The sequence below is a fragment of the Bradyrhizobium sp. 170 genome, assembly GCF_023101085.1.
GTDB lineage: Bacteria > Pseudomonadota > Alphaproteobacteria > Rhizobiales > Xanthobacteraceae > Bradyrhizobium.
In genome coordinates, this window is the sequence record NZ_CP064703.1 from 7093531 (window position 1) to 7114167 (window position 20637).

At 58.4% G+C, this 20637-nt stretch carries 21 protein-coding genes; 7 read left to right on the forward strand and 14 right to left on the reverse strand.

Going from position 1 to position 20637, the window contains the following annotated elements; translation table 11 throughout:
• Window positions 1-1029 precede the first annotated feature (1029 nt).
• Window positions 1030-3639 carry a tetratricopeptide repeat protein gene (locus IVB05_RS33045; RefSeq protein WP_247780178.1) on the forward strand — a complete coding sequence of 870 codons (2610 nt, stop codon included), beginning with the start codon at window positions 1030-1032 and terminating at the stop codon, window positions 3637-3639.
• 192 nt (window positions 3640-3831) lie between these two features.
• Here the strand turns inward: IVB05_RS33045 and IVB05_RS33050 are convergent, their stop codons facing one another.
• From IVB05_RS33050 to IVB05_RS33075, 6 genes are all read right to left on the reverse strand, one after another.
• Window positions 3832-4710 carry a PEP-CTERM sorting domain-containing protein gene (locus IVB05_RS33050; RefSeq protein WP_247780179.1) on the reverse strand — a complete coding sequence of 293 codons (879 nt, stop codon included), beginning with the start codon at window positions 4708-4710 and terminating at the stop codon, window positions 3832-3834.
• Window positions 4711-4988: 278 nt separating this feature from the next.
• Window positions 4989-5180 carry a hypothetical protein gene (locus IVB05_RS33055; RefSeq protein WP_247780180.1) on the reverse strand — a complete coding sequence of 64 codons (192 nt, stop codon included), beginning with the start codon at window positions 5178-5180 and terminating at the stop codon, window positions 4989-4991.
• A 126-nt stretch (window positions 5181-5306) separates the two neighbouring features.
• Complete coding sequence (locus tag IVB05_RS33060; protein WP_247780181.1) at window positions 5307-5579, reverse strand: hypothetical protein; 273 nt, start codon at window positions 5577-5579, stop codon at window positions 5307-5309.
• 192 nt (window positions 5580-5771) lie between these two features.
• Window positions 5772-5981: a hypothetical protein gene (locus IVB05_RS33065; protein ID WP_247780182.1), complete on the reverse strand. Its 210-nt coding sequence runs from the start codon at window positions 5979-5981 to the stop codon at window positions 5772-5774.
• Window positions 5982-6394: 413 nt separating this feature from the next.
• Entirely contained in the window at window positions 6395-6559 is a 165-nt protein-coding gene (locus tag IVB05_RS33070; protein WP_247780183.1) for a hypothetical protein, read from the reverse strand.
• 176 nt (window positions 6560-6735) lie between these two features.
• Window positions 6736-7920, reverse strand: coding sequence for a glycosyltransferase family 2 protein (locus IVB05_RS33075; protein WP_247780184.1), 1185 nt, complete (start codon window positions 7918-7920; stop codon window positions 6736-6738).
• Window positions 7921-8102: 182 nt separating this feature from the next.
• Between IVB05_RS33075 and IVB05_RS33080 the strand changes: the two genes are divergently transcribed.
• Entirely contained in the window at window positions 8103-9302 is a 1200-nt protein-coding gene (locus IVB05_RS33080) for a glycosyltransferase (protein ID WP_247780185.1), read from the forward strand.
• Between the two features lie 69 nt (window positions 9303-9371).
• Window positions 9372-9692 (forward strand): hypothetical protein, encoded by a 321-nt coding sequence (locus IVB05_RS33085; RefSeq protein ID WP_247780186.1) that lies wholly within the window; start codon window positions 9372-9374, stop codon window positions 9690-9692.
• A 94-nt stretch (window positions 9693-9786) separates the two neighbouring features.
• Here IVB05_RS33085 and IVB05_RS33090 read toward each other — a convergent pair whose 3' ends face one another.
• The 6 genes from IVB05_RS33090 to IVB05_RS33115 form a co-directional block, all read right to left on the reverse strand.
• Entirely contained in the window at window positions 9787-10356 is a 570-nt protein-coding gene (locus tag IVB05_RS33090) for a PEP-CTERM sorting domain-containing protein (protein ID WP_247780187.1), read from the reverse strand.
• A 168-nt stretch (window positions 10357-10524) separates the two neighbouring features.
• A complete protein-coding gene (locus tag IVB05_RS33095; protein ID WP_247780188.1) occupies window positions 10525-11223 on the reverse strand; it encodes a PEP-CTERM sorting domain-containing protein in 699 nt (232 codons plus the stop codon).
• A 221-nt stretch (window positions 11224-11444) separates the two neighbouring features.
• Window positions 11445-12125 (reverse strand): metallophosphoesterase, encoded by a 681-nt coding sequence (locus IVB05_RS33100; RefSeq protein ID WP_247780189.1) that lies wholly within the window; start codon window positions 12123-12125, stop codon window positions 11445-11447.
• Window positions 12126-12264: 139 nt separating this feature from the next.
• The gene (gene xrtV / locus IVB05_RS33105; RefSeq protein ID WP_247780190.1) at window positions 12265-13176 is read right to left on the reverse strand and encodes an exosortase V; all 912 of its coding nucleotides are present in this window, start codon (window positions 13174-13176) and stop codon (window positions 12265-12267) included.
• Window positions 13177-13235: 59 nt separating this feature from the next.
• Entirely contained in the window at window positions 13236-13457 is a 222-nt protein-coding gene (locus IVB05_RS43820; RefSeq protein WP_346771798.1) for an XrtV sorting system accessory protein, read from the reverse strand.
• Window positions 13458-13511: 54 nt separating this feature from the next.
• A complete protein-coding gene (locus IVB05_RS33115; RefSeq protein ID WP_247780192.1) occupies window positions 13512-14381 on the reverse strand; it encodes a hypothetical protein in 870 nt (289 codons plus the stop codon).
• Between the two features lie 257 nt (window positions 14382-14638).
• On the opposite strand from IVB05_RS33115, the gene epsI reads away from it, so the two are divergent.
• From epsI to IVB05_RS33135, 4 genes are all read left to right on the forward strand, one after another.
• On the forward strand, window positions 14639-15340 hold the full coding sequence (gene epsI, locus IVB05_RS33120; protein ID WP_247787210.1) for an exosortase-associated protein EpsI, V-type: 702 nt from the start codon (window positions 14639-14641) through the stop codon (window positions 15338-15340).
• Between the two features lie 19 nt (window positions 15341-15359).
• Window positions 15360-16085, forward strand: coding sequence for a serine protease (locus IVB05_RS33125; RefSeq protein ID WP_247780193.1), 726 nt, complete (start codon window positions 15360-15362; stop codon window positions 16083-16085).
• A gap of 93 nt (window positions 16086-16178) precedes the next feature.
• Window positions 16179-17264, forward strand: a complete 1086-nt coding sequence (gene gmd / locus IVB05_RS33130; protein ID WP_247780194.1) for a GDP-mannose 4,6-dehydratase — start codon at window positions 16179-16181, stop codon at window positions 17262-17264.
• Window positions 17245-18192 (forward strand): GDP-L-fucose synthase, encoded by a 948-nt coding sequence (locus IVB05_RS33135; RefSeq protein ID WP_276578728.1) that lies wholly within the window; start codon window positions 17245-17247, stop codon window positions 18190-18192. The genes gmd and IVB05_RS33135 overlap by 20 nt, the downstream gene beginning before the upstream one ends.
• Before the next feature lie 61 nt (window positions 18193-18253).
• Here IVB05_RS33135 and IVB05_RS33140 read toward each other — a convergent pair whose 3' ends face one another.
• Window positions 18254-19069: a CpsD/CapB family tyrosine-protein kinase gene (locus IVB05_RS33140; RefSeq protein WP_247780195.1), complete on the reverse strand. Its 816-nt coding sequence runs from the start codon at window positions 19067-19069 to the stop codon at window positions 18254-18256.
• Between the two features lie 16 nt (window positions 19070-19085).
• A complete protein-coding gene (locus tag IVB05_RS33145; RefSeq protein WP_247780196.1) occupies window positions 19086-20435 on the reverse strand; it encodes a sugar transporter in 1350 nt (449 codons plus the stop codon).
• Window positions 20436-20637: the final 202 nt, after the last annotated feature.

Below are 20637 nucleotides of genomic sequence, written 5' to 3' on the forward strand. Positions count from 1 at the left end.
TCCGGGGTTCGCGCGACAATTTGCATTCGCTAGCTCAGCGCCGATGCCGTCGACAGCCGACAGGCACCTCGGGGTATCAAGCTTCCGACAAGTCCGGTCCCTCAGCTGAAAACAGAGAGCAAGTCGAACCCGTCGCCGGCCACATCAGCTACACCGGATGTCGAATGCCCGCCTGAACTGACGTGTCGCGCAGCGACTGAAGCGTTCCTCGCGGAGAGCCGCACCGCCCACATTTCAGAATGGAACATGGATCCGGCTGGACCTCGACCGGCAACGCAACCGTCAGGCTGCCGCATTGTTCGCAAACCAGCTTGAATGTTTGGCCACCCATCAGGGCGACGCTCGTTTCAAAACCCATGTCTTTCAAAACCCATGTCGAATTTATCCATTCGGATTGCAGCAATCTGCCATGATTGCACGGTAGAAAAATGCACAGTTAAAAACCTATCAAGAGCCGGCCCGTGCGCCGCTCACGGCTCAAAATCCCGGTTCCCGTTGCGTCCTGCAATGGCTGAGCGCATTTAACCCTAATGGGCCACCCATGCGATGAGGCTAGGGCGGCAACGCCAGCGATCTGAAAGCCTAGCTCCCGCTCTTCAATCTCAGCCAGGCTGCGAGGCACGCGGCGAATTGCGGAGCGGCGCTTCGATTTTCTGCCGCTACTCGTCGCGATCGCCCGGCGAGCAACCTTACCTTAAGTTGACGGGATTCACCGGCAATCCACCCAATGCGTGGTCTGCCGATTTAATGAGGCCCAGCTTCAAAATGGGTCGGGAAATGGGCCGCTCGGCCCTGCCGAATGGAATTCACGCGTACACGACTCCCCGCACAACTAATGGTTAACGCGCGCGCCGTGGTGGCTTTGCTCGACATACGCAGCAAAAACATCACAGCTTCCAAAAAAGTGAGAAAAATGAATGACATCGAGGCCTGCCGCGCCATTAAAGAGCCAAATCTCAGTTCCGCTGAATCGCCGCCTCGGTTACAATTCAGCGTCAAAATTTAACGGGATTGGCGTAGCACTGGTTGATGGGCAATTGGGGCGGAAAATACCTGAACCAGACGGCATTTCGGGCGGCGCTGGGGGCGCTTTTGCTCGCCGTGGTTCTGTGCGCCGGTGCCAGCGCCCAGGTCGCTGATAACGGCCCTCCGCTCGAGGGGGAAGCCTACACGGCGGCGGAAACCGCTTACAAGGCGTTCGGCCAGGGCGACTACAAGGCTTCCGCCACAAGCGCCGCAGAGGCTGTGGCGCTCCGTCCAGATCTCTTGCGCCTGCACTTGCTCCTGATCGATTCGCTGGTCGCCGCAGGCGAGCTCACCCAGGCCGAGCAGGTGACCAAGGCAGCATCGGCGACTTTCGCGGGCAACCAGGAGCTCGAAGGGCGGCAGGCGATTATTCGGCAGCGCCTCGCCCAGCGGCCGGCCGGTGAAGGCTACAAGGCGCTTGAGAAGGGTGATCCAAAGGCAGCGGTCCGGGCGGCGCGCAGCGCGGTCGAATATGCCCCGGACTCGATGTCGTACCGCCTGTTGTTGCTGAGCGCCCAACTCGCGGACAATGATCTGGCCGGCGCATTGACGACCGCCACCGAAGCCATTGCGCTCGATCGGGCAGACCATGTCCCCCTGGTATGGCGTGGCTATCTCAACCAGCGTCTGAGAAAGCGCGCCGACGCCGTTTCTGACTTTCGCGCTGCTCTCGCGATACCGGGCCTGACCGAGCCACAGCAAAAGAATATCCGCCTGATCGCCGCGGATGCAGCTCTTGCATCGGGGGACTTCAACGCCGCGATAGAGTTGTTGGGCAGTTATCCGCGAACCGATCCCAAGGTCATCACCCGACTGACCGACGCCGAAGGCGCACGCCAACGCGTGGGGGTGCTACAGAGCAACGGCAATAATATGCCAGCGCCGATACAGAACTGTTTAGCCAATGCCAGTGGTGTTCGCTGCGAACTCGAGGCCCCCCTGGTTTCGAGTATTCTGACTCCCGTTGCATCTGCTGAAGAGAAAGCTGCAGCAGAAATCTACGAGGCGAAAGAACGCGCTTATCAGGCCGAACGAGACAAGGACTACAAATTAGCCGTCGCTGAGGCGCGCAAAGCCGTGGAGCTTGAACCCGATGCCGTTGCGAGCCGGCTTCTGCTTGTCAACATCCTGATGTCTGCCGGCCGCCCCGCGGAGGCCGAGACTGAGGCGACCAAGGCAATCAATGCGGGGCATGCGAGCGCTGAAATCTACGCGCAACGCGGCTATGCGAGGAGCAAGCTAAAGAATTTCAATGGTGCGATGTCGGACTGGGAAACCGCCCTGAAGGAAGGCCTTCCTTCCGGTCAAGCCCGCAACATCAGACTTTCGCTCGCCGATGCCGCCTTGACTTCCAACGAGCCCCTGCGGGCGTTGCGCGCGTTGCAGAAATTAGCCGTCAGCTATGACACGGCGATCCGCAAGGCCTATGCGCTGCAGGCGCTTGGGCGAAAGGAAGAATCGCTCCCTGAGTTCAGGACAGCTGAACGGTTGGCAACCACCACTGTCCAGAGGGACGGCGCGCTTCGGGCGCAGATCAACACCTTGGTCGAGCTAGACCGCAAACCAGAAGCCCGCGTCCTGTTCGATCATGCGATAGCCCATGGTAAATTGACTTCCATCCGAGATGCCGACGTTGGCTACCTCGCCGTCGCCGTTGGCAATGATGAGATTGCGCTGGCGCGCTTCGACCGCGCGCATGCACATGGACAATTGCCGGCTCGGGCGACAATCGATGCGGGATATACCGCCATGCGGCGGTTTGAGAATCCAAAAGCGATTGCGTATCTCATGGAAGGAATCGACGCCAAGGCAGACGGACGGATCGACATTGACGATCAGAAGCTGTTCGAGACGCGACGGACGGTCTCAGACCTGGCCCGCGTATGGGGCATCAACACTTCGGTTTCATACGGCAAGGTTGGTTCGGCGCCCAATCCGTTCCTGATAACGACAACGGCACCTAGTAGTTACACCTCGCAATTGGGAACCGAGTTCTATTATCGCCCGGAAGGGTTCGGATACAGGAATGGCGCGATATTCGAGCTGTTCGGTCGCCTTTTCGAAACCCTCTATGACCAGTCCGGCGGGCCTACGGGCGGACGCACGACACAGGGCATGGTAGGCGCCCGCTGGAAGCCGTTCTCGAACGCCAACCTGGTTTTTGAAGTCGACAAGCTTATTGCTCTTGGCGATGCGGCACGCGATGACACGCTGCTGCGCGCGCTCTACTCCTACACGGTCGGGACGGACCTGCGCGTTTTGGATGCGAGCTGGCCGACCTGGTACGTCTACGCGGAAGTGGATCGCTTCCTCGAGAAGCGACAGCTGGTCGCGATCATGGAAGGCCGCTTCGGACGAAGCTTCCGGCTCGATCCCATCAGCAGCAAACTGGTATTCTTCCCGCACGCCGTGCTGGCTGCAAACTACGACGATTCATTTGCAAACCGTTCCGCCTACTCGGCCGGCGCAGGTGGTTCGTTGCGCTACTGGTTCGGCGAGACAAAATACATGGCGCCGCCCTCGTACTGGGAGTTGACGCTGCAGTATCGCTGGCGGCTCGCCGGGGATCAGCGAGCCCAGGGAATCTTTGCGCAGACGTCGATCAATTATTGAACGGGTAGCGCATCGGCACTCGCTTGATTGCTACCGCTTCGACCAATCAAAATGGCGATGGCCGAGCGTCTTATTCCTTAGCGGATGTGAAACGCTCAGATCAGACCGAACCATTCAGCCGGCTCTGCTATCCAAAACAAAAGCCACCTTTCGGTGGCCTTCGTCGTTTTCGGTTGTTACGGAGAGGTCAGATCATGCCATGGCTGGCACGCGTCTGGCGTTGCGCCGATACATGCCAAAACCCAGCCCCGCAAATCCAAGAAGCATCATGATCCAGGTGGACGGTTCAGGCACGGCAGCAGTGAACTGCACTTCGCTCAGCAGTATCCAAGGCTCCAAATTTGGAGTGTATGCACTGTTCTTGAAGTCGTTGACGTTATCGAGGAAGCAACCGGCGGCGTCGCAACCGTATCCGGCGACATGATTATTGTAGTAGTTGATGCCGTCCAGCAGCAAGGGCCCTCTATTCAGGGTCAGGCTGAAAGTGTCACTGGACAGGATGGGGCTAGAAAACGCCAACGTAATAACTTCAGTTCCGTTGTACTTGTCGCCCAGATAGTCCGTAAACGTTGTCGTGTAGCTCGGCGTGAAAGTCGTATTGCCAAGTGTGGTGACCGAAATGTCCACTGACGCTGGCTGGCCGACAAGGCCCATAAAGCCAAGCGAACCAGCGTACGAACTCGCTACATACAACGTAATTGTGCTGACGCTCTTGCCCGCCTCAAGGTGAAATTTGATGGTGGGATCCTGATATTTCCAGCCGACGTAGTTTTGGGGCACGAACGAGTAATTCTGCGCCGGAATGACATTGTCGGTCAGTTTGCCGGTGCCGCCTGTCAGCAAGGCTTCCTTGGGGGCCCCATTTGATGGCACGACCAATGAAGAGCCGTTGGTGTTCGCATTGGTCGGAACAGAATAGGTCGAATCGAAATAGTTGTAGTTGCCGTTCTGAATCAGCCCATTGCCGTTGTTCATCTCGTAGCTGGTGACGGTGACCGGGACCGCATATGCAGCCGTAGAGCCAAGCATGGCTGTAGACAGAGCAATGAGCAAACGAGACCGCAGCGACATATTAAATTCCTCAAGAGGTGAACAATTAAATCGAACACCATCGTTTATTGTTACCAAACTATTACCACGGGCCTTACCTGATGCAAAGACGCATCTTCCGCCGCCGCGTTTATCGTTAACAGCGTGAGCGCGCAGGTTGTTGCAAAAAGATCCCCCGGAAGCGGCTTCAGTTGGATTAACCCTCCTTTGTCTGAGCGCGGCTCTATTCGGTTTGGCGGACGGGGAATTCAATACTCACAAGACCGTGATAAATGCCTCGGTAACACCGGCTGGCCCCTTTAATCGAAGCCGAGTGGTGATTCGAAACGGCTCTCGAAATGAGTTCGAGCGCTTCGCTGAGCCATCGGGGCGAACTCGATATCGTTACGACCGCCGGCTGGGAGCCCGTTGGAATATCCGGTCGCCGAATGGAAGTCCTGCCCTTCGATATGCGACTCCGCGCTGGCGATCTGCATGATCAGATTCGGCAATCTGGACCTCCCCAAATTAATTAATCTTCATTTAAATTGACTTTCGGGAGCCTTTCGCCCCGAGTTAAAACCATTGCGCGATCGGATTGGTTCTGCCGCCAATCGTCAGGGGGCTCTGCCGCCAGATTACCGGGCTGCTTTGCCGACAGGGCCAGGGTTGGGCACCCGTGCGAACTCGTTGGTCACGCCATCCGGAGCCGGCCCTAGAAAAACGAAAAAACCGCGGTCTGTGACCACGATGTCGCCCTTCTGGAGCAGGCTATCGTTCATGGCCATATCCGAAGCGATGCGCGCGGCCTCGGCGGCAGAGGGCGGCGGCCGCTTGATGCGGCCGCTCTCCTGCGCAGACGCCGCTGTGCTCAAAATTAACGCGGCCGAGACGACGAAGGGTTTCCACATAGCTTCCGACGCAAGAAACGGATGGCCATCTCTATAGCCGCCTGAACGGGCACAAATCGTGTGGCCAAATGTTCGATCAGGCTTGCGGCAGCGCCGCTCCCGACTTGCGATTACAGGATCGTAAGGCCGAACGGATCTGCGTTCTCCAAAGCTATCACGCAGGTCGCGGCGTCGCCACGCCAGGGCGAAGGTTCAGGAATTCATCCGGACCTTGGCCATCCCCGAGCACACCGTAGCGGCGAACCTGTTTTCTGAGTCCGCTCTCGGTTCGATGTCCGGCCTGCGATCAACCCCGTCCAGCTGACCGCGCAATGCCCTTTCGAGCTGCAGCCAATCGCTGTCCTTTATCTCGGTCGATTCATTCAACGCGGCCAGCAGCGCGCTCGTCAGCCTATCCGGCATGGGTCCCATCCTCTTGCGCCATCCGGCAGCCATCCCGGAGGCCACAAGCCCGAAGAAGAGCGAAGATGCAACCTACCCCAAGGCGTGCATCACTCCGACGCTATCCAAGAGGGGAACCCGACCGCGCAGTGATTCGCAAGCCAACCAGCCGACTTGTCGTCCCTTTTTCCAGCCAAGTGGCGGAGGGGCATCTATGCCGGAATAGCCCGGAAACCCGCCTTGCCACGACTGTCCGTGCAAGAACCAGGACATAGTCGGGCGGTCCACTACGCCGATGACAAATACCGGGAGCGCTAGCTGCTAGGCTCCCAAGAGCCATTCCACGCTGGCAAATATGGCCCACAGCCAGCCAACCATGGCGATCCCGATCGCCGCCAGATAAAGCGGCGGAGCCAAGCCTTGACGGAGCTTTTTCATTGCGAACTTTGCAAAGCTTCCGCCTCGGACAAGCGCTCGCGAAGGCGTCGTAATTCCAGGTACCGCTCCGTAATGCTTACAGCCGTCGGCTTTTTCAAAACCTTCTTCGACTTCTTTGATTTCGGCAGAACATCCACGGTCGTGCGGCTGTGCGCTTTCATGGGTACCCCCTGCTCCTGCCTGAGAAACTCAAGCAAACGATGTGCCAGTCAAACTTGGGTGATGCGACCGGCGCACCAGACAGACCTTTGTCTGGCGCGTTCTTATTGAAGTTCGATAACGCTTGCGTGACCCATTTGGGGGAAGCCGCGGAAAAAAACCGCGGGCCTGTTGCTAATTAGGGGTTTGATCGGTCGGTCCGTATCCATTGGGACGCCGTGCCGCCGATCAACATGCGGCCGTAGAACTGGATTTTTTTCAATGCAAAAGTGCCGAATGATAATGCCTCACGCGCAGGAAAAACCTGACGTCCAAATTTAGACCAAGCCAGAGCAACACTTAAGAAAAATCCGACGAGATTGCCGCCTGCGATCAGGGCGGGCAGCCACGGCCCTCCAAGCAGTGCAACCGACGAGGTCAGGACCGTCGTCCCGACGACCAATAGCGCAAGAAGAGAGAGCGGCGGCACCAGAAGATCGAGCGCCAACGCAAGGACGTTTAAGTCGCCGCGCTTTATACCGACAGCGAGAAGTCGCGGAACGAATTTCCCGATTGTGGCGAGATGCCCCTGTACCCAGCGCTGACGCTGACTCTCGGTCCCCTTGGCGCTTGTGGGTAACGTGCTGGTAACCCTCACGAACGGAAAGAAGTACGGAGCTTTGCCTGTTTCCGCCAGATCGAGCCCCAGCTTCAAATCCTCCACCAGGTGACCGCTGGCCAGTGGAACGGAGCTGATCGCACTCCACGGAAACATCATTCCTGTCCCCATCAGTTGAACGGGGCCATGAAGGTTTCTTAGTCCAAGCGGACGGACCCAGTTTCTGAGAACCCAGGCGAACTCCGCGAAGCTGTGATTGATGGGTGAATTTTCAGCGCTTCGCATCAAGAACAGCGCTTGTACCGGCCGCTGAACCTGGTGACAGGTTCGCCTGAGCCCTTCGATCAGGTCGGCCTCAAGCCGGCAATCGGCGTCGACAAAGAGAACAAAATCGGGCGGGTTCTGGCTAAGGTGGCTTACACCCCACCCCATCGCAAATCCCTTGCCAATTCTTTCGGGGTCGTTGCGGACAATGACCTCGGCACCCGATGCAGCCGCAACTGCCGCGGTGTCGTCGGTGCAGTTATCGGCAACGACGATCAGGCGGTCTCCAGCGCCGAGCTGCGCACTGATATCCTGCAGCGTCGGAACAAGTCCCGCGCTCTCATTGTGCGCAGGAACAATTACCGCGACGCGCTTCTCGATATTTAATTCTTTGGCCTCGAAAGGCTCCAGCTTTGGCGCCTTGAGAGCTGCAATTACTTCAACGAGCAGGACAGCGACGGGAACGCTGAGCAACCCAGCCAGTGCGGCCAAGATCAACATTTCACAAATACCGATCTCGAAACGTTTGACTTAACGCTTTTGCAAAAAAGTGAGTATGGAGGTCAGGAATAAATATCCTGTTTCCCCCTCGATTACTACTATATTCCCCAAATAGATAAATAGGACGAGGGACCCGTATTTTATCGGGCCTACTTTCGGATAAGTCAGGCAGAGCACGCTTTATGAAGATCGCCTATCTGGTTAACCATTATCCGGCGATCAGCCACAGTTTCATTCGGCGCGAAATCCTGGCGCTCGAACGCCTGGGTCACGAGGTCTTGCGAATATCGATTCGGGGCTGGGCCGATGCGCAGCGCGGCGCCGAAGATCAGCTCGAGCAGGCCCGCACGCGTTACGTCCTGCGGGGCGGCGCGGTGCCGCTGGTGGCGTCGTTCCTGCGCGTCCTGGCAACCAATCCCCTCGGCCTGTTTCGGGCGGTCGTCCTGACGTTGAAGGTCGGCCTGCGGGCGGAGCGTCCCCTTCCCGTTCATCTGATTTATCTGCTCGAAGCGTGTCAGGTGGCCCTGTGGTTGCGCAGCGAAAAGGCGCAGCACATGCACGTTCATTTCGGAACCAATTCTGCCGAAGTCGCGATGCTGGTCGGCGAACTGGGCGGGCCGCCCTGGAGCTTTACCGCCCACGGCCCCGAAGAATTCGACAAGCCGAAGTTCATCTCGCTGCCTGAGAAAATCCGCCGGGCTCGCTTTGTCGTCGCGGTCAGTTCCTTCGGGCGAAGCCAGCTCTTTCGCAATGTCCCCCACTCCTATTGGCCCAAGATAAAGGTGATCCATTGCGGGCTTGAACCGGCCTTCTATCAAACCGATGCCGCCACGGCGGCGGGCGACGAACGGCGATTGGTTTGCGTGGGCCGCCTGTGTGAACAGAAGGGGCAGTTGCTCCTGATCGAGGCGGCGCGGCTTTTGGCGGAGCGCGGGACCAAGTTCGAACTGGTGCTCGCCGGCGATGGCGAAATGCGCGGCGAGATCGAGTCGCTCGTCGCAAAACACAAGTTGACGGATATCGTGCGAATAACTGGCTGGATCAGCAGCGAAGAGGTTCGCTCCGAAATTCTCGCAGCCCGGGCGCTGGTGTTGCCGAGCTTCGCCGAAGGCCTGCCGGTCGTCATCATGGAAGCCATGGCGTTGCGCAGACCGGTCATCACAACGTTCGTCGCCGGCATCCCCGAGCTGATAAGGCATGGCGAGCACGGCTGGCTGGTTCCTGCCGGCGACCTGGAGAGTTTGGCCGCGGCAATGGAGGAATGTCTCGGCACCGCGCCGGAAGCGATCACGCAAATGGGAGAAAGTGCCCGTCAACGGGTCCTGCAACGCCATGATGTGGACAAGGAAGCGGCTAAGCTGGCTGAACTGATTGAAGCCTAGACCGGGCAGTTGGGCCGATAATTGTCGGTAGCCCCGGTTGCGCCATACCTCATGCTTCCAGGAAGTGAGATGAGGATACTGCTTTCCCTGCTGGCGGTTGTGACTGTCATCGGCGCGATGCAGCCGGCCGTCGGTCAGGTCAACATGCAGTACAGCGGCCGATATGGCGGACAGTACGGCGGTCAGTATGGCGGGCAGTTTAGCGGACAATACAGCGGTCAGTATTATGGGCGCGGAAGCAGCGACCAGACCGCCTCGCCAAACGCGCTGGACAGAAAGCTCGATATTTTTGGCGCTCCGGTCAATTCCGGCTCGTGCGGGCAACTTCACTATCCGCCGCCCGGAACGGATTATGTGCTCCATGACAGTCAGGGACGGCGCTGCTTTTAGAACAATGTGCCGGCGTCCCTTCATTCATCTCGTTCGGCAGACAGCAAAAGACCGCCCGTAGGCGGTCCTGGCATCAGCGGATTTCCAGATCCGTTCAGGCCGTCGCAGAGCCATTCCGACGCCGGCGATAGGCCAGCACGCCGATGCCGGCAAAGCCCAAAATCATCATCGCCCAGGTCGAAGCCTCAGGTACAGCCGGGGCGGCTTGCGTGGCATCGAAGTTGATCGACGAGAAATTTCCCTTTGCATCGACCAGCAGCAGCGTCACGACGCTCGCGAGTTCCGCCGTTCCGAAAAAGAAACTGCTCGAGCTCTCGTCCGGGCCGATGGTCAGAGAACTGACGTGGAAAACCGGACGTCCCCGCGGAAATGTCCAAAACCCCGGGGCGGTCAGATAGCCAAAGCCGGTCTTGGGATAACCAAACACAGGCGTCTTGCCTGCGATCCAGCCGGGCTCCGTCGTCCAGCTGTTGACACTCGAGGCGAGCGGATTCGTGACCGAAAATCCGTAGATAAATTCGGAAACCGAATGGTTGATGACGGTGTAATAGCCCGTGTTTCCTGGACCGGCGGTCTCGATGACTGCAAAATCAGCACCCGAAACAACAACCGCCTTTGCCGGGTTCAACGAACTGAAACCAATCAACAATCCGACCGCAAGCACCCAAGCCGCGCGCGTGTTCGCTCTTAACGAAAGCATTTAAATCCTCATTCCGTCCCGCCTCGACTTAATTTCGCTCCGGCGGGAAATTCACATTAAGTAGATTGCTTCGCACTGGACCTGCATCAACACCACCGGGGTCCCCCGATTTTTGTCGCAGCGCAGCTCGCGTTATGACTGTGCCTTGTCGATCAGCAGCGTCGGCGCACGGCGCGCGGGCAGTCGCGCGCCGAAAAGACCGATCCCGACGAAGCCGAGCAGCAGCATGACCCAGGTAGCCGGCTCCGGAATAGCGGATACCGCTGTGCCGAAGTTCAGCGCATTGAGATTTAACACGGGGTCTGACGAGGTGAGCAGAACCGTCTTGAACGGATTGTCGTCGGTTACGCCGAAAAAGCTACCGAGATCGTAAGCATTTCCTGCGCTAGTCAGCGTCAGCGTTTCGCCATTGGAAAGTGTGAAAGTAACGTCAGATCCGAAGAACGTATCGAAGTTCAACGCGAATGCCTTTACCGGGGCGGCAAGCGTGATCAGAATATTGGCGACGCCATCACTTTGTTGCTGCGAGGACAAAACTGGAAAAAAACCGTTGGACCCACTGAACGTCGGTCCAATGTTGTAAAAACTTCCGTTGCCCAAGGCGGCATTCGTCGCAAACAATACACCACCATAGCTGACGGAGGCCGTACCGCTTCCAAAATCGTCATATCCCTCAGAACCTGTCGGATCGAGAATTGCAACAGAGGCATAGCCAGGTACGGCTGCGCTCCAAAAGGAGAAATCTGCGTAAGTAGCTAGGCCGGCGTTCGCATTGACCGTGCCTGAAAACAGCATCAGTACTGCCCCCAGGGCAGCTGGGTTCATCTTCATAAATAATTCCCGAGATTTTGTGTGAAAACGAACGCGGCACTGATTCGTGTTCGAATATTAGCGGAAACGCGCGATCACCGAAAAGGAATTAAACTTTAATTGGAGGGCGGGCAGGCATTTATTCGAGCCCGATTTGGGTGCCTGCGAGAGTCGGGAAACGATATTGCCTGCCACGGACTGATCCGCTTGGCGCACACCCCCACGCCGGCGATGGGCCAGCCCTACATTTCGCGGCCGAATACTTCCAGGTACTCGGAGGCACCGCCGGGCCGGTCATCCTCAAATACCCCGATGACCAACCGCCCCGTCTTCCAGGCCAGTCCGTCCAGATTGGTCCTGTGTTTGCCGGCAATCGGCGCGCGCGCATCGGCATGGTGACCGTGTACGACATGCCGATGCCCGTGCCCGACATCGGCGCCACCGGGATAACGCTTCCAGAGCAACGTTTCCTCGTTCTGCTGATCGAGCGGAGCCTTTGGATCGACCGCGGCGTGAACGAATATTCTGTGCCGATCGACATGCATCAGCGGAAGATTGACGATCCAGTCCAGATGGTCGGCCGGGATTGCGCGCAAATCGGGGAGCGCCGGGCTTTGGTCATACGATGCCAGCGTCTCACCTCCCCCATTCCTGATCCACCAGTCGAGTTCGGCCCTATTCTCACAGACCGCACACATCATGGCTTCGTGGTTGCCCTTCAGATGGACGACCTTCGATTCATCCGGTCTCCAGTTCATGAGACGCTCAATGACCTGTCTGCTCCGCGGCCCGCGGTCGACGTAGTCGCCCAAGGTTATGATCGTGGAAGCCATCCCCTCCGCATGCCGCGCAACCGCGTCAATTGCGCGATCCAGGAGATCCAGCCGGCCATGAAGGTCGGGTATGGCGTACGTTCGGCTCACGGCAACCTTCGTCGAGGACGGTCTTGAAGTGGAACGAGCTTAGCAAACCCGCTGCGAACGAGCCACCTCGCAGAAAGCGCATGCAACAGCAACGCGCCTCAACGGACGATTTCATGAAACGCAGCGAAGATGTTCGAAGCTAGGCGGGCGTCGCCGGTGCCGCGCGATTGCGGACACGGCGCACGAGCGCGAAACAAAGCCCGAGAAAGGCATCGAACAGGAACAGCAGAATAACCGCGACGACGAAAAGGCCAATGCCGGTGAGATCGTGCAGAATGCCCTCGAGCATGTCAGGCCCCAGGTAATAAGCGATCAGGACCAATGCGAAAACGCGAAAGAAATTTGCAATGATGGTAATGGGTATGATCGCCGCGAGAAGGAACAGGCTGCGAATTTTCTCCTGCCAGCGAAACGCATAGGCATAAAAAACGCCAATCGCGGACAATGCAAAAATCGAATTCATTCCGGAACAGGCGTCCTTTACCAGGAGCTGATAGGTTCCGATCATGATCATGACGCCGTTCTGAGCGACCGGAAAACCCGTTGCATAAAGCACGTTGGTTACGACGTTCGAAATAAAGACCTTCAGCGGAACCGTGGCGGCATCGACCAGCCAGTCGGGCATCGGCACCGCAAAGATCAGGAAGCCGATCGGAAACGCGAGTACCCGCAGCGCCGGCCATCCGGCCGAAATCAGGACGCACCCGATGATGACGGGGATCAAGGAAAAGGTTTCGAAGGTGACCAGCCCCTGCTGGATGCGGGCCAGATAGAGGAGAACCAGGCCGCCGAGGAGAGCAACCCATCCCATGACGGGAGCCGGAGAAATTTCAATGGCCCGCAACTTCTCGCGCGATTGCCAGGTCAGCCAGAGTGAGGCCGCAATGATGAGCGGGCCATGGCCCTCCTGCTCCGTCTGCCAAGGCCCATCAATCAAACTGAGAACGGTCTGGGCATAGGCAGCGATAACCGAGGCGCCAAGCAGCGCCGGCCACAAAAAAGGGCCGAGAAAACCGACCTTCGCCGATGGCATTACTTGCGAATATGTCATTCAAATACCAACAGGTTCCAAAACCTAGTTTACTGATAGCATTAAAAGGAACAAGCCGCTTATCGCCGCACTATCAAAACCGCGTAACCAGCGCCAGCAAGGATCAAGATCAGCGCAAGGTAGAACGAGCCGGCATTTCCGACCTGGTTGGCGACGGCGAATACGATGCCAGCCAGCATGAAATGCAGCAACGTTCGATTGTCGCGTTCGGTGAACCGGAAGAACGCGATCACCAGCGCCACGAAACAGGTAACGGTCAATACATCAAACAAGGTCGTCATGTCATCGATATGCCTTGAGGAACTTTTTTACGGCGGCGCGCTCACATCCGGAGCTCAGTTTTTCTTGCCATCTCCCGGCTGCATGATCTTTGCGTATTCACCTTCATATTTTGCTTCGAGATTCGCAGAATAGGCCGCAATGCCCATCTCGGCCTTGACCGCGTCCGCACGCATCAATTGCCGCGCCAGATTGGCCGCGGGCTCTCCTTCGAGCGGTCGCCGCTCCTCGCCCTTGACCTTGAAGAACATGCCGTTCTGACCGGCGCGCACGAAGAACACGTCGTCCGCCTTTTTGGCCTCGATCAATCCGTAAAACTCCGGCGGCAGATCGCCGCTGTTCAGCGCGCCCATTTGTCGGCCGTGGGGGATTCCGGCGGCGGTAAGCTTCTGGTCGATTTCGTCGAGCGATTTGGCATCCTTGTTCGCTTCGACGAAAGATTGCGTGGTCGGCCCTATTGGAAATGCGATCTGTTCAACGCTGAGCAGTTTTCTGCCGGCGAATTTCGCCGGGTTGTTGGCGATGTACCTGTCGACATCTACCTTGCCCGGCGCCTTGGCGGCGGCTGTGCGCTGCAAATACGCATTCTCGAGGATCTGCTCGCGTGATCTCAGCAGGTCCAGCAGCACGCCCGGCTCGCGATCAAGCTTCGCCGCCGTGGCCTGGCGGAGCAAATATTTGCGCACGACCAGATCACCCAGGACACGCTTGACGATCTCGGGCTCCTTCTGCTTGTCCGGCGTCACGTTCGCCCAGCGGAACTCATTCTCGAGATCCTGGACGGTTACGACTTCCTCACCGACACGCGCAACGACCTGTCCTTTGGTAGCCGCGGGCTGATCGCTTTTCTTGCCGCACCCGGCCAAGGCGACCGCGCTACAGGCGAGCAAAACGGCAAGCCGGGCGATCTTGATGGACATACTCATCCAGGAACTCCGTGCATCCAAATAGGCCTAGAAGCATATACAACAGGCTGGCCGTGCCCTACTCTCGGTATGACTAAACAGCCCGCTGCCCCGGGTCGAGCCAATAACGCTTTTTCACTGCGGTTTCCGTTATTTATGTTAATTTCGTTAAGGGGACCGATTATCTCTTTTCTTTTGACTGCAAATAGGCTGGTTGGAGTATATCCTCGTTCTAAACGGCTGATCCAATTAACTCTCGAAGATTGTGCGTGGCCTCAATGAAATATCCCCGAATTCAGATCATATTGGCGTGCATTGCAATTGTTGGGTGCGCCGTGCTTGCGACATTGCTGGCGCCCCGCCAACTGATGGCCCGTACATCGGCCTCCCCCAGCCTTGAAACCGTCATTCCCCGTCAGTTCGGAACCTGGACGCTGGTTCCGGAAATCAGCCCAATCCGTCCGGCGGATCCGGATGCGTACGTTCAGCCGGACCCGCTCGCAGGAAAGATTTACAGCCAGGAAGTCGGTCGAGGCTATACCGACGGGCATGGTAACGTCGTCATGCTGATGGTCGCGTACGGTCCGGTACAGAACTATCGGCTGAAGTCCCACCGCCCGGAGATTTGCTATACCGCCAATGGTTTCCGGATTTCGGAGAAAGCGGACGCCGCGATCAGCTATCGCAACAGTGCGCAACCTATCAAGATGACTCGATTGATTGCGGCAAGGGAGTCGCGCTTCGAGCCGGTCACCTACTGGCTGCGGATCGGTAATGACATCGCCAATGGCGTCGTCGATCATCAGCTCAGCCGCTTGAAGTACGGCCTGCGCGGCATCATTCCCGATGGCGCCCTGATCAGGGTCTCCACCATCGGTCTGCCGAAGGATGTATCATTCAAACTGCAGGACCAATTTATCCGCGATCTGCTTGCCGCTCTTCCGCCTCAGGAACTCAAATTCTTTACCGGCGCGAGCTGAAGATTGCTGACAAACGAGCGTGCAAACCCGGCAGGTAATTTTGGCGTTCGCTCGATCCACCGCGAAGTTGCTGTGCGCACCATTGCTCCAGGGCGCGCTTCTTCTAGCGGTCCTGTGGCAGCCGGCATGCGCTCAAGGCGCTGACGATACGCTGCTGCCCTATGCGGTGAACATCCATCAGACGCCGATGCAGAGCTGGGGACCAGGTTCCGGCATCTATCTCGGAAAAGGCGTGTTCATCACGGCGGCGCATGTCGCAGGCCGGACTTGGCTGACGCGGCCCAAGATCGCAATTGCCGGGTCGGAATATCCGACGCGTGTCGTCAAGGAAGGCAGTTTCGAGGGAACGGATCTCACGGTGCTATCAGTCGAGGAAGAGCTGCTTCCGGCGCGCTTGCGACTTCGGCGAAACTCGATCTGCACCGACCCGCCCAGGCCCGGACAAGAGGTTGTTACCATCGTGCCGGGGTCTGCCGTGCGCTCTCACATTCTGGCACCCGATCGGCTGCCGGTCGGAAGCCGCAGCCGGTTCAGCACGGTGATCGCCGATGTAGCTCGCACCGGCAATTCCGGATCGGGGGTGTTTGACGTTAAGCGCAAATGCCTGCTCGGAATAATGAGCCGAAAAATATCGCAAACGTATTCTCGCCCTGGTAGCAGAAAGACAGAAACGCGTGATATCGCCAAATACTTTGTACCGGCCTCAGAAATTGCGGCCTTCTTACCTGCCCACTTGCAGCACTAGTCGCCCCTCTTTGGCTCTGCCGATTGATCGCCCGCACATTGAGGCAAATCACGGCATTAGCGATGACAAGTTGAAAGAGGGGTTGAAGCTGGCATGACGAATGAACATTCACAGCGGCGCGTGGCGCTGATCACCGGCGTCACCGGTCAGGACGGCGCTTATCTTGCCGAATATCTGCTCGGCCTCGGCTATGAGGTCCACGGCATCAAGCGGCGGTCGTCGTCGTTCAACACCGCGCGCATCGATCATCTCTACGAGGACCGGCACGCCGGCAATGTGCCGTTCCTGCTGCATTACGGCGACATGACCGACTCGACCAACCTGATCCGGCTGATGCAGCAGATCAGGCCGAGCGAGATCTACAATCTCGCCGCCCAGAGCCATGTCGGCGTCAGCTTCGAAAGCCCGGAATATACCGCCAATGCCGACGCCATCGGCGTGCTGCGGCTCCTGGAAGCGATCCGGATCCTCGGCCTGGAAAAGGAGACGCGGTTTTATCAGGCCTCGACCTCGGAACTCTACGGTCTGGTCCAGGAGGTGCCGCAGAAGGAATCCACGCCATTCTACCCGCGCTCGCCTTACGGCGTCGCCAAGCTGTACGGCTACTGGATCACGGTGAATTACCGCGAGGCCTATGGCATGTTTGCGTCGAACGGCATCCTGTTCAACCACGAGAGCCCGATCCGCGGCGAGACGTTTGTCACCCGCAAGATCACGCGCAGCGTCGCCCGCATCGAAACCGGCCTGGAAGAGGTGCTCTATCTCGGCAACCTCGAGGCCAAGCGCGACTGGGGCCATGCGCGGGACTATGTCGAGGGCATGCACCGGATATTGCAGGCGGACGCGCCCGACGATTTCGTGCTGGCGACCGGCGAGACCCGTTCGGTGCGCGAGTTCGTCGAACTGGCGTTTGCCGAAGTCGGCCGCCGCATCGAATGGCGCGGCCAGGGCGTCGACGAAACCGGCGTCGACAAGAAATCCGGCAAGACCGTGGTTCGGATCGATCCGGTCTACTTCCGGCCGACCGAAGTCGATCTTCTGGTCGGCGATGCCAGCAAGGCGCGCGAGAAGCTCGGCTGGAAGCCGAAGACGTCGTTCGCCCAGCTGGTCAAGGAAATGGTCGCAAGCGATCTCGCTGACGCCCGGCGGGAGGTGGCCAATGGCGAGCCTTCCGTTTGAGCTGAAGGGCAAGACCGTCTACGTCGCCGGGCATCGCGGCATGGTCGGGTCTGCGCTGGTGCGCAGGCTGGCGGCGGAAAACGTCGAACTGCTGACCGTGCCCCGCAGCGAGGCCGATCTGCGCGATCAGGCCGCGGTCAACCGCTGGTTCGCCGCAAAGCGCCCGCAGGTGGTGTTTCTGGCGGCGGCCAAGGTCGGCGGCATCGTCGCCAACAACACGCTGCGCGCCGAATTCCTCTACGACAATCTGGCGATTGCTGCGAATGTGATTCACTCAGCGCATGTCCATGGCGCCGAGAAGCTGATGTTCCTCGGCTCGTCCTGCATCTACCCCAAGCTGGCGGCACAGCCGTTGCGCGAGGATGCCATGCTGACGGGGCCGCTGGAGCCGACCAACGAGCCCTATGCGATTGCCAAGATCGCGGGCATCAAGATGGTGGAGGCCTATCGCAGCCAGTATGGCGCCGACTTCATCAATGTGATGCCGACCAATCTGTATGGAAGCGGCGACAATTATCATCCCGAATACAGCCACGTCGTTGCCGCCCTGATCCGCCGCTTCCACGAGGCGAAGATGTCCGGCGCCAGGGAAGTCGTGGTCTGGGGCACCGGCACGCCGCGGCGCGAATTCCTCTATGTCGACGATCTCGCGGATGCCTGCATCCATTTGATGAAGAGCTATTCGGATAACGAGCTGGTCAATATCGGCACCGGCGAGGACATTACGATCGCCGAATTCGCCCGCGTGGTCGCGGCGACCGTTGGCTATGCCGGCGAGATAGGTTTCGACACCACACGCCCGGACGGCACGCCGCGCAAGCTGCTCGACGTCAGCCGGCTGGCCAAACTCGGCTGGCGCGCCAGCACCTCGCTCGAGGAGGGCATCAGGCTCGCCTACCAGGCGTTCCTGAGTGAAGGATGGCAATAGTCATCCCGGAAGACGCGCAATCGAGCTCACGCCGTTTTCGGAATTGCGGCCGGGTTTGAAATCAATAGTAGCCGTAATACGAACCAGTCGCCTCGGTCGACTTGTTCACAACCACGCGGACAACCGGTGTTCGTTTCAAATGCCGCTGGCATTCCTTGACGTCAGAAACCGTCGTACTTCCAATCCCCGCAACAAGCAACGCGGCATCCATTCTGGGTAGAATGGAAATCACATCGTCGCCAAGCAACATGGGCGGAAGATCGAAGATGACGATGCGCGACCGGAAGTCTCGCTTGATGGTCTGGAGCAGCGCTCCCATCGTCTGCGAGCCCATCCATTCCGAGGAGTTCGACGAGACCGATCCGGGTAGCACCAGCATGCCATTCGGACCGATGCTTGCCTGCAGGACCTCTGACGAAAGTGGCGCGCGCCCTTCGAGTACGCTGAGAACACCACCATTGCCGCCGATACCGAGATATTTTCCAACCGCCGGCCGGCGCAAATCAAGATCGACCAGCAGCACCGACCGCTCCGGCAGGCGGGAAATACTCAGCGCAAGATTGCAGGCCGTTACCGATTTCCCGCAGCCGGCCGTAGGTGAAGTCACGGCCAGAAACTGCCAGCTCTTCTTGTCCATCTCCTGCAGCACCTGCGTGCGCAGCATGTCGTAGTAGCGGCCGTTCTGACCGGAGGTGCCGTAGGCCACTATTCGATTGGCTTCGAGATGATCGGCGCTGAGGCGCACTTCCTTGAACGGCGATTCGGCAGAGCGCTGCGACGGCCCTTCGGCCGCGAGGGGAGATCCGCCCAACGCTGTAGGACGGTGTACCGTCTCCGCAGCTCGCGCGAGTTCGACAGCCTGCTTTATTGAATCCACTGCGTGACTCCGCGAATTATCGAAACAGCCCGACCCTGGCCTTGGCAATGATCAGGTCAAGCGGCGGAAGGAACAGGTAGGCAACGACCAACAGCCCGATCACAACCAGCACGACCGCTCCCAGAAAAACAAATATCCGTCGCCGCCTCGAACGCGATTCGGCGGCCGTCGTGATGTAGGGAATTGAAACGATCAACTGGCCATCGACAACAGACAGAAGGTCATTGCTTCTGCGGATTCCCTTGTCCAGAATTTCCATCAGGACTGCCAGCCCTGCTCCGCCCAAAAGCGCGGCCGCGAAGGCCATTGCAAGGACTTTCAGCCGATTGGGCTTGACCGGCTCTTGCGGAACCGTGGGCTGCTCGATGATTTCGAGCTTCTCGGACTGCTGGTCCTTTTCGAGGTTTTCGCCGAGGCGCGCGGCGGCCAATTTTGCCGAGGCGGCATCGAGATTCTTTTGCAGACTCTCCTGCTGGGCGACCATCACCTCGACACTGGCAGCCGTTGCGACGTCATTGGTCGGGGCCGGCGCGGAGGCCACCTTTTCCAGGGCTTCGATCTGCTTCTTCAGGGACTGGATCACCGGGTGTCGCTCTGAGTATAGCGCGCCCTTCTGGATCAGTTCGGACTTGAGCTGCGTAAGGGTCGCCGTCGGCTGATCAGAGCCGCCGGACGACGCCGGTTTGCCCTGCGTGATCCGCAACTGGGCGATCTTGGTATCGAGCGCCGTGCTCTCAGCCTGAAGTCTCTGGACTTCTCGCGCCAGGAACTTCGTCGTGTCCGTGGCGCGGCTGGTCCGATCCCGAAGATCCTCGTTCAGGATCCGCGTCATCAACTCGTTGGCGACCTGCGCAGCCACCGCACCATTGGCGTATTCGAATCCGACCGAGAAGACGATGGTAGGATTTTCCATCGCAGCGCGCGTCCGCTGCTTGAAGTCCATTTGAAGGTCGACCGGCGCGATTTTCGTGTTCTTCTTGACCTCCGCGACGAGTTCGGTCGGCGACATCAGCGTGCGCTTGTCCGGGAACAGTTTGAATTTGTCGGCGATCGCGATGAGATTATCTCGCGTCATCGTCCGCTGCTGAATGACCTGAATGCGCTCCTGGGCAGCGCTGGTGACCGTAGGCCGGACCAATTCGGATGGAATCTGCTGCGATTGAACGAGGATCCGTCCTTCGGAGAGATAGGTCGGCGGCCACAACAAAGCTACCGCGGCACCCGCGGCAAGGATCGTGACGAACGGCAGTATGAAATAGGCCCAGCGCCGCTGGAACAGTTCCCAATAGAAAGCGGGCCGCAACAGATGGCTACGGTCCTCTTGCAGCGGCTGGAAATCGTCCTCAAATTCAACTTTCTGCAACATATATCGTCCGAGCGTCTGTTTGCGAGCCTGCCAGGCTAATGATACCGCGAAATGATCGGTGGCGCGTCGCTGCGAGCTGCAATCTAGCATCGATTTTGCAGGGATTTAATGAATAGTTGCTCAGCGCCAAGAGTTTCAAATTTCAATCTTAATGGTGGTTCCATCGGCGGCTTTGGCAAATTTACGTAGATCAGAGAAATGG